This is a genomic window from Micromonospora sp. NBC_00860 (assembly GCF_045207375.1).
GTDB classification, from domain to species: domain Bacteria; phylum Actinomycetota; class Actinomycetes; order Mycobacteriales; family Micromonosporaceae; genus Micromonospora; species Micromonospora vinacea.
The window spans coordinates 5,365,889-5,380,897 of record NZ_CP108825.1; the positions used below are offsets into that span (position 1 = coordinate 5,365,889).

Annotated in this window: 15 protein-coding genes; 9 read left to right on the plus strand and 6 right to left on the minus strand. The window is 72.3% G+C overall.

The features are described from left to right. Positions 1 to 8 precede the first annotated feature (8 nt). The 3 genes from OH804_RS24630 to OH804_RS24640 all read left to right on the plus strand — a co-directional run bounded on the left by OH804_RS24630 (position 9) and on the right by OH804_RS24640 (position 3,167). Positions 9 to 1,295 carry a magnesium transporter MgtE N-terminal domain-containing protein gene (locus OH804_RS24630; protein ID WP_196920929.1) on the plus strand — a complete coding sequence of 429 codons (1,287 nt, stop codon included), beginning with the start codon at positions 9 to 11 and terminating at the stop codon, positions 1,293 to 1,295. After that, entirely contained in the window at positions 1,288 to 1,938 is a 651-nt protein-coding gene (locus OH804_RS24635) for a DUF1003 domain-containing protein (protein ID WP_196920928.1), read from the plus strand. The genes OH804_RS24630 and OH804_RS24635 overlap by 8 nt, the downstream gene beginning before the upstream one ends. Before the next feature lie 77 nt (positions 1,939 to 2,015). Continuing rightward, positions 2,016 to 3,167: an Mrp/NBP35 family ATP-binding protein gene (locus OH804_RS24640; protein ID WP_196920927.1), complete on the plus strand. Its 1,152-nt coding sequence runs from the start codon at positions 2,016 to 2,018 to the stop codon at positions 3,165 to 3,167. Between the two features lie 225 nt (positions 3,168 to 3,392). Here OH804_RS24640 and OH804_RS24645 read toward each other — a convergent pair whose 3' ends face one another. Then, positions 3,393 to 3,815 (minus strand): preprotein translocase subunit TatB, encoded by a 423-nt coding sequence (locus OH804_RS24645; protein ID WP_196920926.1) that lies wholly within the window; start codon positions 3,813 to 3,815, stop codon positions 3,393 to 3,395. A 76-nt stretch (positions 3,816 to 3,891) separates the two neighbouring features. Beyond that, positions 3,892 to 5,013, minus strand: coding sequence for a S1C family serine protease (locus OH804_RS24650; protein ID WP_406059777.1), 1,122 nt, complete (start codon positions 5,011 to 5,013; stop codon positions 3,892 to 3,894). A gap of 699 nt (positions 5,014 to 5,712) precedes the next feature. Between OH804_RS24650 and OH804_RS24655 the strand changes: the two genes are divergently transcribed. Together OH804_RS24655 and OH804_RS24660 are read left to right on the plus strand one after the other, a co-directional pair. Further along, positions 5,713 to 6,264 carry an O-methyltransferase gene (locus OH804_RS24655; RefSeq protein WP_231393425.1) on the plus strand — a complete coding sequence of 184 codons (552 nt, stop codon included), beginning with the start codon at positions 5,713 to 5,715 and terminating at the stop codon, positions 6,262 to 6,264. Between the two features lie 149 nt (positions 6,265 to 6,413). Continuing rightward, the gene (locus OH804_RS24660; protein ID WP_406058104.1) at positions 6,414 to 7,412 is read left to right on the plus strand and encodes an IS481 family transposase; all 999 of its coding nucleotides are present in this window, start codon (positions 6,414 to 6,416) and stop codon (positions 7,410 to 7,412) included. A 161-nt stretch (positions 7,413 to 7,573) separates the two neighbouring features. Here the strand turns inward: OH804_RS24660 and OH804_RS24665 are convergent, their stop codons facing one another. Further along, entirely contained in the window at positions 7,574 to 9,049 is a 1,476-nt protein-coding gene (locus OH804_RS24665; protein ID WP_406066659.1) for a leucyl aminopeptidase family protein, read from the minus strand. A gap of 147 nt (positions 9,050 to 9,196) precedes the next feature. Continuing rightward, a complete protein-coding gene (locus OH804_RS24670) occupies positions 9,197 to 9,364 on the minus strand; it encodes a DUF3117 domain-containing protein (protein WP_007455245.1) in 168 nt (55 codons plus the stop codon). Between the two features lie 190 nt (positions 9,365 to 9,554). Between OH804_RS24670 and OH804_RS24675 the strand changes: the two genes are divergently transcribed. Genes OH804_RS24675 through OH804_RS24690 form a run of 4 tightly spaced genes read left to right on the plus strand, consistent with a single transcriptional unit; the run spans position 9,555 to position 13,783 of the window. Further along, positions 9,555 to 10,373, plus strand: a complete 819-nt coding sequence (locus OH804_RS24675) for a PaaX family transcriptional regulator C-terminal domain-containing protein (RefSeq protein WP_196920924.1) — start codon at positions 9,555 to 9,557, stop codon at positions 10,371 to 10,373. Between the two features lie 4 nt (positions 10,374 to 10,377). Further along, positions 10,378 to 11,169: an enoyl-CoA hydratase-related protein gene (locus OH804_RS24680; protein ID WP_196920923.1), complete on the plus strand. Its 792-nt coding sequence runs from the start codon at positions 10,378 to 10,380 to the stop codon at positions 11,167 to 11,169. 59 nt (positions 11,170 to 11,228) lie between these two features. Next, positions 11,229 to 12,527 carry a DUF1800 family protein gene (locus OH804_RS24685; protein WP_406059780.1) on the plus strand — a complete coding sequence of 433 codons (1,299 nt, stop codon included), beginning with the start codon at positions 11,229 to 11,231 and terminating at the stop codon, positions 12,525 to 12,527. A 14-nt stretch (positions 12,528 to 12,541) separates the two neighbouring features. Next, entirely contained in the window at positions 12,542 to 13,783 is a 1,242-nt protein-coding gene (locus OH804_RS24690; RefSeq protein ID WP_406059782.1) for a DUF1501 domain-containing protein, read from the plus strand. Here the strand turns inward: OH804_RS24690 and OH804_RS24695 are convergent. Continuing rightward, the gene (locus OH804_RS24695; RefSeq protein ID WP_406059784.1) at positions 13,780 to 14,403 is read right to left on the minus strand and encodes a hypothetical protein; all 624 of its coding nucleotides are present in this window, start codon (positions 14,401 to 14,403) and stop codon (positions 13,780 to 13,782) included. The two genes, OH804_RS24690 and OH804_RS24695, sit on opposite strands and share 4 nt — an antisense overlap. Before the next feature lie 13 nt (positions 14,404 to 14,416). Next, complete coding sequence (locus OH804_RS24700) at positions 14,417 to 14,998, minus strand: DNA-3-methyladenine glycosylase I (RefSeq protein ID WP_196920919.1); 582 nt, start codon at positions 14,996 to 14,998, stop codon at positions 14,417 to 14,419. Positions 14,999 to 15,009: the final 11 nt, after the last annotated feature.

A 15,009-nucleotide genomic window follows, 5' to 3' on the forward strand; every position in this document is an offset into this window, starting at 1 on the left:
TGGTGCCCGTGAGTACGCCGACCCGGGTCTACATCGCCCGCCTCGCCGGAGTCGCCGTCTTCGACCCGAACGGCGATCAGGTGGGCCGGGTTCGTGACGCCGTGGCCCGGCTCCGGGCGACGAAGCGTCCGCCGGAGGTGGTGGGACTCGTCGCCGAGATGCCGATGCGTCGCCGGATCTTCCTGTCCATCAACCGGATCACCTCCATCGACGCGGACGCCGTCGTACTCGGCTCCGGCACCCTCAACCTGCGCCGGTTCGAGAAGCGCCCGAACGAGCTGCTGGTGCTCCAGGAACTGCTCGACCGGCGGGTGCAACTCGACCCGGGCGGCCAGCCCGGCGCGGTCGTTGACGTCGCGATGGAGTGCACCCGGGGTGGCGAGTGGTCGCTGACCCGTGTCGCCGTACGCGAGCAGACCGGTCGGCTCAGCCGCCGCGGCCACCTGCACCAGGTCGAGTGGGACCGGGTGCGCGGGCTCAGCGGCATCGCCGACAACCGGGGTACGGCGAACCTGCTCGCCGTCCTGGAGGACATGCGCCCCGCCGACCTGGCCAACGCGCTGCAGGATCTCCCCGACGCGCGGCGCAACGAGGTGGCGGCCGCCCTTGACGACGAGCGGCTTGCCGACGTGCTCAGTGAGCTGCCGGAGCACGACCAGGTGGAGATCCTCGCCGCCCTCGACCGGGAGCGGGCAGCCGATGTCCTGGAGGAGATGGACCCGGACGACGCCGCGGACCTGCTCAACGAGCTGCCCCCACCCGAGCAGGACGTGCTGCTGGACCTGATGGAGCCGGACGAGGCCGACCCGGTACGTCAGCTGCTGAAGTACACCCCCGGCACGGCGGGCAGTGTGATGACCTCGGAGCCGGTCATCCTGCCGCCGGACGCCACAGTCGCCGAGGCGCTGGCCCGGATCCGGGAGCCACAGCTCTCCCCCGCCGTCGCCGCGCAGGTCTTCGTGACCCGGGCACCGCAGAACACGCCGACCGGCCGCTACCTGGGCATGGTGCACTTCCAGGCGCTGCTGCGCGAACCCCCGGCCGACCTGCTGGGCAAGGTGGTGGTCAACGACATCGACCCGCTGCGCCCCACCACGCCGCTGCCGGAGATCACCCGCCGGATGGCCACGTACGACCTGGTCGCCATGCCGGTGATCGACCGGAACAACCGGCTGGTCGGCGCCGTGACGGTGGACGACGTGCTGGACCACTCGCTGCCCCGGGACTGGCGGGACCGCGACGCCCTGGCCGCCTCGGGCACCACCGACACCACGCTGGACGGCGCGGATGGCTGACCAGCGGCGGACGGAGCGTCTCGACCAGCCACGCGAGCCCCGGGGCGTGAAGCTGCCCCGGTTCGACGCGGAGGCGTTCGGTCGGTGGTCCGAGGGCATCGCCCGGGGCATGGGCACCGCGAACTTCATCGTCGTCATGACCGTGGTCATCACGATCTGGTTCGTCTGGAACACGTTGGCCCCGGCGGACCTGCGCTTCGACCCGTACACCTTCACGTTCCTGACCCTGGTGTTGTCGTTGCAGGCCAGCTACGCGGCCCCGCTGATCCTGCTGGCTCAGAACCGGCAGGCCGACCGGGACCGGGTGGCCCTGGAGGAGGACCGGCGGCGAGCCACCGCGCAGAAGGCGGACACCGAGTACCTGGCCCGGGAGATCGCGGCCCTGCGGATCGCGCTTGGTGAGGTCGCCACCCGCGACTTCCTCCGCTCCGAGCTGGCCCGGCTGGCCGAGGAACTGGACGAGGTGGGGCAACGCCGGCAACGGCTGGAACGCCGCCAGCAGGAGAAGGACAGCCGGCAGGAGCGTCGTGGCCAGCGGCCGACCGACGGTGTCGGCCTGGAAGAGCCCCGCGACGACCTGGACGGCGACTTCACCCGGGAGGCCCGGCCGGACGGCACCGGCCCACGCCGGTCGGAGGGCTGACCCGACGGGTCATCGATTGGCTCACACCGCCCCGGGCAGCGGCGGCAGCGGATGCCCCGCGACGTAGCATTGCGGGCATGTCAGCACCCGTGAGCACCGTCGAGGACGCGATCCAGGCCGCCCTGGCCACCGTCAACGACCCGGAGATCCGCCGGCCCATCACCGAGCTGGGCATGGTCCGTTCCGCCACGATCGGTGCCAGCGGTGTCGTCCGCGTCGAGCTGCTGCTCACCGTCGCCGGCTGCCCGCTGAAGGACAAGCTGCGGACGGACATCACCACAGCCCTCGCCGCGGTGCCCGGTGTCGCCGGCGTGGAGATCGACTTTGGGGTGATGACCCCCGAGCAGCGGCAGTCGTTGCAGTCGCAGCTGCGCGGCGGTGGCGGCGCCACCGAGGAGCCGGTCATCCCGTTCGCCCAGCCCGGCTCGCGCACCCGCGTGTACGCGGTGGCCAGCGGCAAGGGCGGCGTCGGCAAGTCCAGCGTCACTGTCAACCTGGCGGCGGCGCTCGCCGCCCGTGGGCTCTCCGTCGGGGTGGTCGACGCGGACATCTACGGCCACTCGGTGCCCCGGATGCTCGGCGCGGACGGCCGACCCACCCGGGTCGAAGACATGATCATGCCGCCGCAGTCGCACGGCGTGAAGGTGATCTCCATCGGCATGTTCACGTCCGGCAACGCAGCGGTCGTGTGGCGCGGCCCGATGCTGCACCGGGCCCTGCAGCAGTTCCTGGCCGACGTCTACTGGGGCGACCTGGACGTGCTCCTGCTCGACCTGCCGCCGGGCACTGGTGACGTGGCCATCTCGCTGGCCCAACTGCTGCCCAACTCGGAGATCCTGATCGTCACCACCCCGCAGACCGCCGCCGCCGAGGTGGCGGAACGGGCCGGCGCGATCGCCCTGCAGACCCACCAGCGGGTCGTCGGCGTGATCGAGAACATGTCCTGGCTGGAACTGCCGGACGGCTCCCGGATGGAGATCTTCGGCTCCGGGGGCGGCACTGCCGTCGCCGAGTCGCTGAGCCGGACCATCGGCGCGCAGGTGCCGTTGCTCGGCCAGATCCCCCTGGACACCCGGGTCCGCGAGGCCGGCGACGCCGGCAACCCGGTCGTGCTGGCCGAGCCGGAGTCCCCGGCCGCGCAGGCACTCGGCGCGATCGCCGACCGGCTCGCCCTGCGCCGCGAGTCACTGCTCGGCAAGCCCCTCGGCCTCAAGCCCGCCGGTCGCTGACCACCCCGAGCACCGTCAGCCCGTCGGCCGCTGTTCGGCCGGCGGGCTGAGTCGTGTCGGTGGGTGGTCCAGCCAGGCCGCCGGCCGGCGTAGCCGGCATGGTCAACTCGGGTTTCAGGAAGTCGGCCGCTCAAACGGCGTGGGATACCGCGACTTCCGGGAACCCGAGTTGACCAGAGCAGGCGCCGGCCCTCGCGGGCACCAGCCGGTCGGGGTACGGGTCGGTCAGGTGGCGTCGTCGTAGCTGGCCCGAGGGGCCGGGGCCGAGGGAGTACTGGTGGCCGTGCCGGACCGGGCCTCGTTCGACCGCAGGTCGGCGGCGTTGGCCACGTCCTTCAGGTCGTTGTGCACGCCGCTGACGTCCGCGCGCAGGTTGTCGTAGACGCCCTGCAACGGCTTGCGGATCGCCGCCTCGTCCTCCTCGCTGAGGAGGTGCTTGCGGATGAACGCCTTCGGGTGCAGGTCTTCCAGCTGGATGTCGGTGCCCAACTCGCGGCTCAGGTCGCCGGTGGCGTTGCGGGCCATGTTGCGCAGGTTGCGCACCAACCGCAGGCCGTCGGTGATCACGGCGGGGAGCCGGTCGCCGAAGATCAGCAGCGCCAGGAGCAGCAGCGCACCGATCTCCCACCAGTTCAGGTTGTCGAGCATCCCGCGGGCCTCCTCTCGGCGTCAGCAGCAAGACTACGCACGCCGAGCGCCTTTCGGGCAAGGGGTGCGCCGCTGTTCACTTCGCGTCCGCCGCGAGAGTTACCGAGGTGTTCTGCCGGGCGGAGCCCCGCCGATACTCGACGGTCACGACCGAGCCCGGCGCGAACTTGCGGACCAACGCGGTCAGGTCCGTCGGCTCGGTCATCGGCCGTCCATTGATCTTGAGGATCACGTCGCCGACCTTCAACCCGGCACCGTCCGCCGGGCCGGACGGCTCCACCTCGGCCAGCCGCAGGCCACCGCCGGCAACCCCGGTCGGGCCGTCCGCCCGGGCGCCGATCACCGTACGTCGGGCCTTGCCGGTGCCGATGATGTCCTGGGTCACCCGCTTGGCCTGGTTGATCGGGATGGCGAAGGCGAGCCCGATGTTGCCCGCCTCCTGCCCCTCGGCGACAAGTGACTTGATTGTGGAGTTCACCCCGACCACGCGGCCGGCGCCGTCGACCAGTGGGCCGCCGGAGTTGCCGTGGTTGACCGCGGCGTCGGTCTGGATGGCGGCGTAGTAGCGCACCGGGCCACCCGGCTCGCCGGCCTGCATGGTTCGGTCCAGAGCGCTCACGATGCCGGCAGTGACCGTGTTGGCCAGCGACAACGGCGAGCCGATGGCGAGCACTGGGTCGCCGACCGCCAGCGCGTCGGAGTCGCCGAACTCCACCGGTCGCAGCCCCGGACGACTCACCTTGATCACCGCGATGTCGGACTCCGGATCCTGGCCGACGATGGTCGCGGGCGCGGTGCTGCCGTCGTTGAAGACCACCGAGGCCTTCCCGCTGCCGCCGGCGACCACGTGGTCGTTGGTGATCACATGGCCGTCGGCGGTGGCGATGAACCCGGAGCCCTCACTGGTCCCGCCGAGGCTGCTCACCCGTACGGTGACCACGCTGGGCAGGACCCGCTCGGCGACCCCGGCCAGCGACTCCGGTTTGCGCTGCGCCAGCGCCGGCACCTCGGCGGGCGCACCACCGAGGACCGTCGCACCAGCGCCGCCGCGTACCGCGAACGCGTAGCCCAGCGCACCGCCGAGGGTGCCGGCCAGCAGCGCGGTGATCACGGGGATGAGCAACAGGTGGCGCAGTGTGGGCCGGCCCGGCGCGTCGGGGTCGGTGACCGGCTCGGGCTCGGTGCCGGGGGCCACCACCCCGGGCACCATCACGGCGGTCGGTGCCGCCGGGTCGCGCCAGGGGTCGGAGAGTGCGTCCGACCACCAGGGCGACGCGTCGGCCGGGTTGGACCCGCCGGCCGCCGGTGTCGGCCAGCCCGCTGTCGGCCCGCCGGCAGACCCCGGCCAGCCCGCTGTCGGTCCGCCGGCAGACCCCGGCCAGCCCGCTGTCGGTCCGCCGGCAGGCGCCGGCCAGCCCGGTGGCGGTCCGCTGCCTGGCGAGGCGAGGGGCGTGCGTTCAGCCCCCGGCATGGTCGGCGGCCCCACCGACGGGGCTCCTGCCCCGGGCGGTCGCGCCGGAGCCGGAGTCTCACCGCCCCGGCGCCAGTCCCAGCCGTCGGTCACGTCGGTGCCTCCCAGTCCCGTCCCCGGATCCCGCGCCGCATCGCCCGGCCACGGGCCGGTCTGGTCGCGGCTGACGGGATACCGCCTCCAGGATTGCACGGATGGACGCGGTGCAGTCAGCGGTTGCCCCGGCGATCGCTTCCGGCGGAGGCGCGGCTGCGCCCCACGACGGTCGCCTCTACGCTCACAGTGCCAACCCGCCCCCGCACCACGCACCGCCCCCGGAGGTGCCCCATCGCCACGGTCGCCGGTTCCGGCAGTTCGACGACGCAGGCCCAGCATTTCGCCGAGTCGTACGTCACCGAGGATCTCGTTCTTCGTACCGCCCGCAGCCTGGCCCGGGAAGTGGGCCTCGACGCGGTCACCCCCGGCGCGGGGGCGGCGCTGCGGCTGCTGGCCGCCGCCGGCAACGCCCGTGCGGTGGTGGAGATCGGCACCGGCACCGGGGTGAGCGGCGTCTGGTTGCTGCGCGGCATGCGCGCCGACGGCGTGCTCACCACCATCGACGTGGAAGTGGAGCACCAACGGATCGCCCGGCGGATCTTCGCCGAGGCGGGCTTCGCGGCCGGGCGGACCCGGATCATCACCGGTCGGGCGCTCGACGTGCTGCCCCGGCTCGCCGACGGTGCGTACGACCTGGTGTTCGTGGACGCGGAGGCGACCGGCTTCCACGCCTGTGTGGAGGCGGCGCTGCGGCTGCTGCGACCGGGGGGCGTGCTGGCGCTCAACGGCGTGCTGGCCAGCGATCGGATCGGCGACCCGTCCGCCCGGGACGCGGAGACGGTGACGGTTCGCGAGACGATCAAGGCGGTCCGGGAGTCGGAGCACTGGATCCCCGCGCTGCTTCCGGTCGGGCACGGGCTGCTCGCCGCGGTGAAGTGCTGACCCGGGCCCAGGACGAGACGCCCTAGGTGTACTGCCCAGGGACGTTGGTCGAGATTGTGTGACGACACGATCTGATGTCGTAGGTAGGTGAAGGCCTCCGGTTGTGGAGTGGAGCTGTCTAGGAACCGCTCCGGCAACAGGAGGCCTTCGTGTCCCACGCTAACGCCGCTTTGACTCCTCGTGCACGTCTGCGCCTGGCGCGTCTGATCGTTGATGAGGGCTGGCCGGTCGCCCGGGCGGCTGAACGTTATGACGTGTCCTGGCCGACTGCGAAACGTTGGGCGGTGCGGTATGCCGAGCACGGGCCCGCCGCAATGGATGACCGGTCGTCGCGCCCGCACCACAGCCCCACGAGGACAGCCCAGCCCGTGGTGCGCAAGATCGTGCACCTGCGGTGGAAACAACGCCTCGGGCCCGTGCAGATCGCCGGCCAGCTGGCCATGCCAGCTTCGACCGTGCACGCCGTTCTGACCCGCTGCCGGATCAACCGGCTGACACACATCGACCGCGCCACCGGCGAGCCGATCCGCCGCTATGAACACGACCGGCCCGGCGCGATGCTGCACGTCGACGTGAAGAAGTACGGCAACATCCCCGATGGCGGCGGCTGGCGCTACGTCGGCCGAGCCCAGGGCGAACGCCATCGGCGAAGCACCGCGCACCGCACCGGCGCCCGCAACACCCACTACGACCCGCGCATCGGCACGGCGTTCGTGCACACCGTCATCGACGATCACTCCCGCGTCGCCTACGCCGAGATCCGCGACGACGAGACCGCCCTGACCGCGGTCGACGTACTCCAAAACGCCGTCGCCTGGTTCGCCGAGCGAGGCATCACCACCGAACGCGTCCTGTCCGACAACGGCTCGGCCTACAAATCACACGCCTGGCGCGACGCCTGCCACCAACTCGGCATCCGCCCGAAGAAGACCCGCCCCTACCGGCCCCAAACCAACGGCAAGGTCGAACGCTTCCACCGCACCATGACCGACGGCTGGGCGAAACGACGTTTCTACAGCTCAGAACACGCCCGCCGAGCAGCCCTCCCCGCCTGGCTCCACCACTACAACCACCACCGACCCCACACCGCCACCAAAGGCCAACCACCCATCACCAGGTTGACCAACGTCCCTGGGCAGTACACCTAGGGCCTGTTTCATAAGAACTGGCCGGCCTGCGGCGGGCCCGGACGACGACCGGCGGCGTTGCGGTTTCGGCCGGATACAACACCGGTATCCGGCCGAAACCGCGCCTTGCCGGATCGCCGCCCGGACTCCGCCTCGGCTCGACCGCCCTTATGAAACAGGCCCTAGTTGACGTCGGCGAGCCAGCGCAGCAACGACCGGACGCCCCAGCCGGTGGCGCCGCGGCTGACCTCGGCCTGGTCGCCGTCGGCCCAGGACGGGGCGGACATGTCCAGGTGCAGCCAGCGGTCCCGTAGTTCGCCGGTGAACTCGCGCAGGTAGAGCGCGGCCAGCACCGAGCCGGCACCCTGCGTTGGTGCGCTGTAGAGGTCGGCGATCTCGCTGCCGAGGTATTCGACGTAGTCGGTGTGCAGCGGCATCCGCCACGCCGACTCGCCGGCCGCCTCGGCCGCGGCCAGCACGCCGGCGGCCAGGTCGTCGTTCTCGCTGTACAGGGCGGCGGTGCGCTTGCCCAGCGCCACCGAGTTCGCGCCGGTGAGCGTGGCCAGGTCGATCAGCAGGTCCGGCTTGAGCTGCTGCACCGCGTACGCCAGCGCGTCGGCGAGGACCAGCCGACCCTCGGCGTCGGAGTTGGTCGTCTCGCTGGTCGTGCCGCCGTAGTGCCGGATGACGTCGCCGGGGCGGAACGCCGAGCCGCTGACCATGTTCTCGGCCAGCGGGGCCAACGTGGTGATCCGGACCGGCAGCCGCAGCGCGGCGGCGCCCACTGTGGCGGCGACGACAGCGGCCGCGCCGGCCATGTCCTTGCGCATCAGCTTCATCGACGCCACCGGCTTGATCGAGATGCCGCCGGTGTCGAAGGTGATGCCCTTGCCGATCAGCACCACGTGGGTGCGCGCGTCGGCGGGGTGCCAGTCCAGTTCGACGAGCCGGGGTCCGCTGGCGGAGCCACCACCCACGGCGAGGATGCCGCCGAAGCCCTCGCTGGTGAGCTCGGCCGGGCCACGGACCCGCAACCGCAGGTCCGGAAGATCGGCTGCGGCGGAGGCCACCTGGTCGGCGAACCACTGCGGGGTCTTCACCGAGGACGGGGTGTTGGTCAGGTCCCGGGCGAGATGGGTCATCGCGGCAGTGGTCCGGGCCGTGGCGACGGTGTCCTCGTACCCGCTCGGGTCGGCGAGCAGCAGGTCGACGCTGGTGAGCGCCGGTCGGTCGCCGGCCTCGGTGAGGCGGAAGCGGTAGGGGGCGAGCAGCAGCCCCTCGGTCAACCCGCGGACCGCGGCCGAGGTCACGTCGACCGGCAGAGCGATGGTGATATGAGTCTCAGCTGCGGCGGAGCGCGCCAGGGCCGCACCGGCCGTCCGCCAGGCCGCCTCGTCGCCGTCGCCGATGCCGAGCAGCAGCAGCCGGCCCGGGGTACGCGCGGGGCGCAGCTGGGTGTGGATCTCGCCGGCTCGGCCGGTCAGTCGGGCCGCTGATGCCAGCGCGGCCGCCTCGTCGGCAGTGCCGTCCGGGGCCGCCACGGCGGTCGACACAGGCTCGGCGGAGGCGTCACCTTCCGCTGTCGAATCGGCGGGGCGGACGGGCAGGACGAGGGCGTCGAGCCGGTCGGGCTCGGCGATCAGGCGGATGGCGAGCACGCGGAACCGTACCTCCAGGAAAGTGTCGCGGACCGGCAGCGAACCCACCTGCCCGCAGCGTTGAAGACCCTGAGCCACCGGCGATCCCGGTGGCTCAGGGTCCGAAGAACGTTCCGGGCGGCGTGAGCCGCCCGGAGCACTCCTTACTCAGCCGGCCGCTGCCTTCAGTGCGTCACCGAGCGCGTTGGCCTCGTCGGGAGTCATCTCGACGACGAGCCGGCCACCGCCCTCCAGCGGGACCCGCATGACGATGCCCCGCCCCTCCTTGGTGACTTCCAGCGGACCGTCGCCCGTCCGCGGCTTCATCGCCGCCATGTTGTCTCCCCTCAGACCTACACCAGGGTCGGTGGGTTGCCCCACAGCCACTTCGTCACGACCACCCGCAACGGTCACGGGGGTGTCGACCAACGATTTTCCCTGATGAACACCGCCGGACCCAAACCGGAGCAGCATTGATGTAACAGCATCTAGCTTATCTTGAGAAGGCCTGTCACAATGTGCGGTCATGCAGGCACGGTCGGCACTCTTCGACCTGTACGGCGACCACCTCCGTCCGAGGGGTGGCCGGGCACCGGTTGCTGCCCTGGTCAAGCTACTGGCGCCGCTGGGAATCGCACCGCCGGCAGTTCGCACCGCCGTCTCCCGGATGGTGCGTCAGGGCTGGCTCGAACCCCTCCGGTTGGCCTCCGGGCCGGGATATTCGATCACACCGAAAGCGGCCCGGCGACTCGACGAGGCAGCGGCCCGGATCTACCGGACCGGCCGGGTCACCTGGGACGGTCGGTTCGATCTGCTGGTGTTGGAGGCACCGGGCTCCCGGCGGGACCGCCAGCGGCTCGCCGCCAACCTGAGCTTCCTCGGCTACGGGACGCTCGACGAGCAGACCTGGGTCGCCACCCGCCCCGCCGAGGACGTCGACCTGCTCCTCGCCGAGACCGGCATCCGGTTCGAGCGGTTCACCGCCTCACACTCCTCCGGCACCCCCGGCGCCATGGGCGTGGTCCGACGGGCCTGGAACCTGGCCGAAATCGGCCGCGCCTACGAACGGTTCGTCGCGGACCAGCGCCCACTGCTCGCCGCGGTCACCGTTCGCAGCAGCGACGAAGAGGCGTACGCGACGCGGTTCCGCCTCGTGCACGCGTGGCGTACGTTCCTCTTCCAGGATCCGCAGCTGCCCCCGGCGCTGCTGCCCGAGCGGTGGCCCGGCACCGCCGCCGCCAGTTTCTTCGACCGGCACGCGGCCCGCCTGCGTCCGGCCGCCGACCGGTACGTCGAACAGTGCCTCGACGCCGGCAACCGCATCGTCCGACAGAAGGGTCGTTAGACACGTGACCGAGCCGCTGCTGGTCGACCGGACCGATGCCGTCGTCACCCTCACGCTGAACCGGCCGAACGCGATGAACGCGCTCGACGTGGCGCTCAAGGAGGCGCTGCGGGACGCCCTGGCGGAGCTGGAGACCGACAGGTCCTGCCGCGCCGTCGTCCTGGCCGGGGCCGGCGGGTCGTTCAGCGCCGGTCAGGACCTGCGCGAGCACGTGGCCACCCTGGAGAACTCCGCGAGTGACCCGTTGGGCACCGTGCGAGCCCACTACAACCCGATCGCCGCCCGGCTCGCCAACCTGCCCAAGCCGGTGATCGCCGCGGTCCGGGGAATGGCCGCCGGGGCTGGCGCGTCGCTGGCGTTCCTGGCCGACATCCGCATCGGCGGTCCGACCACCAGCTTCCTGATGGCGTTCGCCAAGGTCGGCCTCGCCGCCGACACCGGCGCCTCCTGGACGTTGCCCCGACTGGTCGGCCACGCCAAGGCGGTGGAGCTGCTGATGCTGGCCGAGCCGGTCCGCGCCGAGGAGGCCTGCCGGTTGGGCCTGCTCAACCGGTTGACGGACGACGACGAGCAGGTGCTGCCCGTCGCCCAGGAGCTGGCCGCCCGCCTCGCCGCCGGTCCGACAGTCGCGTACGGGGCCATCAAGCGGCAGCTCTCCATCGCCGACGCCGGCACCCTCGCCGACGCCCTCGCCGCCGAGGCGCAGGCCCAGTCGATCTGCGGTGCCACCACCGACCACCGGGCGGCCACCCTCGCCTTCGTCGGCAAGCAGAAACCGGTCTTCGAGGGACGCTGAACGCGATCCGGACGCCGCCCTTACCGTCCTCGAACACGGGCCGCCTAGCGTCGGCCGGTATGAGCGATCGTGAATCGGTGGCGCACCTGCTGCGCCGGGCCACCTTCGGGCCGACCGCCGACGAGGTGGACGCGGCCGAGCGGGCCGGGCCGGCGGCGACACTGGATCGGCTGCTCACCCCACCCACGACGGACCGGGGTGCGGCGGCCACGCCGATCCCGACGCTGCCCCCCGACCCGTACGCCGGGCTGACCAAGGACTCCACCCGCGAGCAACGGCAGCAGGCCAACGCGGAGCGCCGTAGGCAACTCCAGCAGGTCACCGAGTGGTGGCTGGACCGGATGGTGGCCGCCGAGGACGGGCTGACCGAGAAGTTGCTCTTCTTCTGGCACGGGCACTGGGCCACCAGCGCTCAGAAGGTCAAGTCGGCGCGGCTGATGGTGGGTCAGTTGGAGACGCTGCGCCGGCACGGTCGGGGGCCGCTGGGCCCGCTGGTCGCCGCGATGGTGCGCGACCCCGCCCTGATCGTCTGGCTGGACGGGCAGAAGAACACCCGCAAGGCGCCGAACGAGAATCTGGCCCGCGAGCTGATGGAGCTGTTCACCCTCGGCATCGGCGCGTACAGCGAGGCCGACGTGAAGGCCGGCGCGCGGGCACTGACCGGCTGGGTGGTCGACCGGCGTACCGGTGCGGCCCGCTTCGAGGCCCGCCGGCACGACCCCGGCGAGAAGACCATCCTCGGGCGGAGCGGCCGGTTCGACGCCGAGGCGTACGCCGGTCTGCTGGCCGCCCGACCGGCGGCGGCGACGTTCGTGGCCGGGCGGCTCTGGTTCCGCTACGCCGGCACTGACGTCCCGGCACCCGACGGTCTGGCCGGCGCGGACACCATCGCGACAGTGCGTGCGCTCTTCTCCGCACCGGCCTTCGCGCAGACCAGGGGCACGCTGGTGAAGCAGCCGGTGGAGTGGCTGGTCGGTGCACTACGGCAGCTCGGTATTCGACCGTCCACGCTGCCCGAGCAGCAACGCCGACAACTGCTGGCCGGTCTGAACGCACTGGACCAGGTGCCGCTGCGCCCGCCCAGCGTGGGCGGTTGGCCGGCCGGGGTGGCCTGGCTGACCACCTCGTCGTTGCAGGGCCGGCTGCGGACGGCCGGGGTGCTCGCCGCCGCCACGGCACCAGCGGTGCTGGCCCGGCTGACCGCCGCGCCCACCGCCGGCCGGCCGGACGCGCTGGCCCGGCTGCTGGTGGTCGACGGCTGGGGCGCGCGCACCCGCGCCGCCCTCGCCCCGCTGGCCGGTGAGCCCCGCAAACTGCTGGCCGCCGGCCTGGTCAGCCCCGAATACACAGTCAGCTGAGCGGAGGAGTCGACATGGACACCCTGACCCGACGCAGGTTCCTGCTGACCAGCGGGGTGGTCGGCGCTGGCGCGCTGGCCGCCGGTGCCAGCGCGTACAGCCTGCGGGACCTGCTGGACACCGCCGGGGACCGCGACCCGCAGTCCCACACGCTGGTGCTGGTGACCCTCTACGGCGGCAATGACGGGCTCAACACGGTCATTCCGTACGGCGACCCGGCCTACCGGGCGGCTCGCCCGGAGCTGGCGTACCCGGACGGGGAGGTGCGGCGGTTGGACGACGACTTCGGTCTCAACCCGGCGCTGGCCGGCCTGCACCAGCGCTGGTCCGGCGGTGGGCTGGCGATCGTGCGCGGAGTCGGCTACCCGAAGCCGGACCGCAGCCACTTCCGGTCGATGGACATCTGGCACACCGCGCAACCGGACCGGCCGGGCAACACCGGCTGGCTCGGACGGTGGCTGGACCGAGCCGGTGGCGACCCCCGGCTGGCGGTCTCCTTCGAGCCGGCGCTGCCGCCGCTGCTGGCCGGGGAGCGGAGCGCCGGTGCGGCAGTGCCGGTGACCGACCGGAAGGCCGCCAAGGGGCTGCCCGCGGAGACGCTCACCGCGTTCGCCGCCGCCGAGGCGGGTGAGTCGGCGGCCCGGGGTCGCGCCGCAGCCTGCTTCGCCGACCTACGGTCGGTGGACGAGATGATCCGCCAGGTACGCGACTCCGCCGACCCGGACACGGCGGAGCCGGACGGCGAGCAGGCCCCCGCGACGGCCACCGGCGGGGCTCGCACCCCACTGGACGCGCAGCTCGACCTGGTCGCGCAGTGTGTCGAGGCGGGAGTGTCCACCCGGGTGTTCTCGGTGTCGCTGGGCGGCTTCGACACGCACGCCGACGAGAAGCAGTTGCAGGCCGTGCTGCTGGGTCAACTGGACCGGGCGCTGACCGGGTTCGCCGACCGGATGAGTCGCACCGAGGCGGGCCGGAAGGTGGTGGTGGCGGTCTACTCCGAGTTCGGCCGTCGGGTGCGGGCCAACGCCTCGGACGGCACCGACCACGGCACCGCCTCGGACGTGCTGCTGCTCGGCGCTGGCGTCCGGGGTGGCTGGCACGGCGCGCCGCCGAGCCTCACCGACCTCGACGACGGCGACCTGAAATACACGACCGACTTCCGGGACGTCTACGCCACTCTGTTGGAGCGGGTGCTGGGCACCGACCCGGGCCCGGTCCTCGCCGACTGGCGGGGCCGGGTGGACACACTCTTCTAGTCGTCCTCTTCCGGGTCCTGGTTGGCCTGCTCGCCCAGCACGAACGCCTGCATGGCCAGCTCGTCACCGGCCGGCGAGACGAAGGCGGGCAGTTCCCGCGGGCCCAACTCCTGCACGTAGGACCAGAACAGCCGAACCGCCTCGGCCGGCGTGGCGGCCTCGATCGGCAGGTCGAGGCTGACCAGCCAGGTGCGCCGCACCGGGGGCGGGCCGAGCTGGTCGGCCAGCGCCCGGAAGGCAGCCGGCTCCAGTGCGGTGACCGGCCCGTCGAGCGCCAGCAGATCGGCCGGCACCGGCTCGTCGAAGGCCCGTCGGGTGTACGCGACGACCAGCGTCCCCGGCTCGGTCGGGGACTGCGGGTCGTCCGGGTCTTCCCGGTGGCGTCGACCCGGTGTGCTGACCCGGCCGAGCGCCACCAGCCGTGGCGGCGCGTCGACAAGCACTGCGACCTGGTCTCCCAGCCCCGGCCGGGCGACGTCGGTCAGCCCGGTCAGCTCCAGCGTGTCGTGGTGCACGAGCCGCTCGGCCTCGTACCGCTCGGCGGGCAGCAGCACCGCCCAGGCACCCACCCCGTCGGCGTTGCCGGCCGCACCGGCCCGGTGCGCGGTCTCGGTCGTCATGTCTGCCATCTCATCACGCCGCCGGTGGGACTGTGACATGACAGCCGACGATGTGATCGTCGACCATTCCGGTCGCCTGCATCAACGCGTACGCGGTGGTCGGGCCGACGAACCGGAAGCCGCGCTTCTTGAGTGCCTTGGCCATCGCCGTCGACTCGGGGGTGATCGGCGCCAGCTCGGCGAACGAAGCGGGGCGAGCGGGCCGGGGCTCCGGAGCGAAGGACCAGAGCAGCGCGGACAGGCCCTCGGGCAGCTCCAGTGCGGCACGGGCGTTGGCGATCGCCGCCTCGATCTTGGCCCGGTTGCGGACGATGCCGGCGTCGGCGAGCAGGCGGGTCACGTCGGCGTCGTCGTAGCGGGCGACGGTCGGGAGGTGGAACTCGTCGAAGGCCAGCCGGAACGCCGGACGCTTGCGCAGGATGGTCAGCCAGGACAACCCGGACTGGAACGCCTCCAACGTCATCCGCTCGTAGAGCGCGTCGTCGCCGCGCAGCGGCCGCCCCCACTCGGTGTCGTGGTAGATGGCGTAGTCGGGGGTGCTCGACCCCCAAGCGCAGCGAGCCAGTCCATCAGCGCCGATCACCAGGTCAGTCACCTCGTACACGC

Excerpts from the sequence above, each read along its gene's own strand:
- OH804_RS24670 (WP_007455245.1), bottom strand. The coding sequence starts at position 9,364 with ATGGCGGCGATGAAGCCGCGGACGGGCGACGGTCCGCTGGAAGTCACC.
- OH804_RS24690 (WP_406059782.1), top strand. The coding sequence starts at position 12,542 with ATGGACACCCTGACCCGACGCAGGTTCCTGCTGACCAGCGGGGTGGTC.
- OH804_RS24685 (WP_406059780.1), top strand. The coding sequence starts at position 11,229 with ATGAGCGATCGTGAATCGGTGGCGCACCTGCTGCGCCGGGCCACCTTC.
- OH804_RS24635 (WP_196920928.1), top strand. The coding sequence starts at position 1,288 with ATGGCTGACCAGCGGCGGACGGAGCGTCTCGACCAGCCACGCGAGCCC.
- OH804_RS24675 (WP_196920924.1), top strand. The coding sequence starts at position 9,555 with ATGCAGGCACGGTCGGCACTCTTCGACCTGTACGGCGACCACCTCCGT.
- OH804_RS24640 (WP_196920927.1), top strand. The coding sequence starts at position 2,016 with ATGTCAGCACCCGTGAGCACCGTCGAGGACGCGATCCAGGCCGCCCTG.
- OH804_RS24695 (WP_406059784.1), bottom strand. The coding sequence starts at position 14,403 with ATGACGACCGAGACCGCGCACCGGGCCGGTGCGGCCGGCAACGCCGAC.
- OH804_RS24645 (WP_196920926.1), bottom strand. The coding sequence starts at position 3,815 with ATGCTCGACAACCTGAACTGGTGGGAGATCGGTGCGCTGCTGCTCCTG.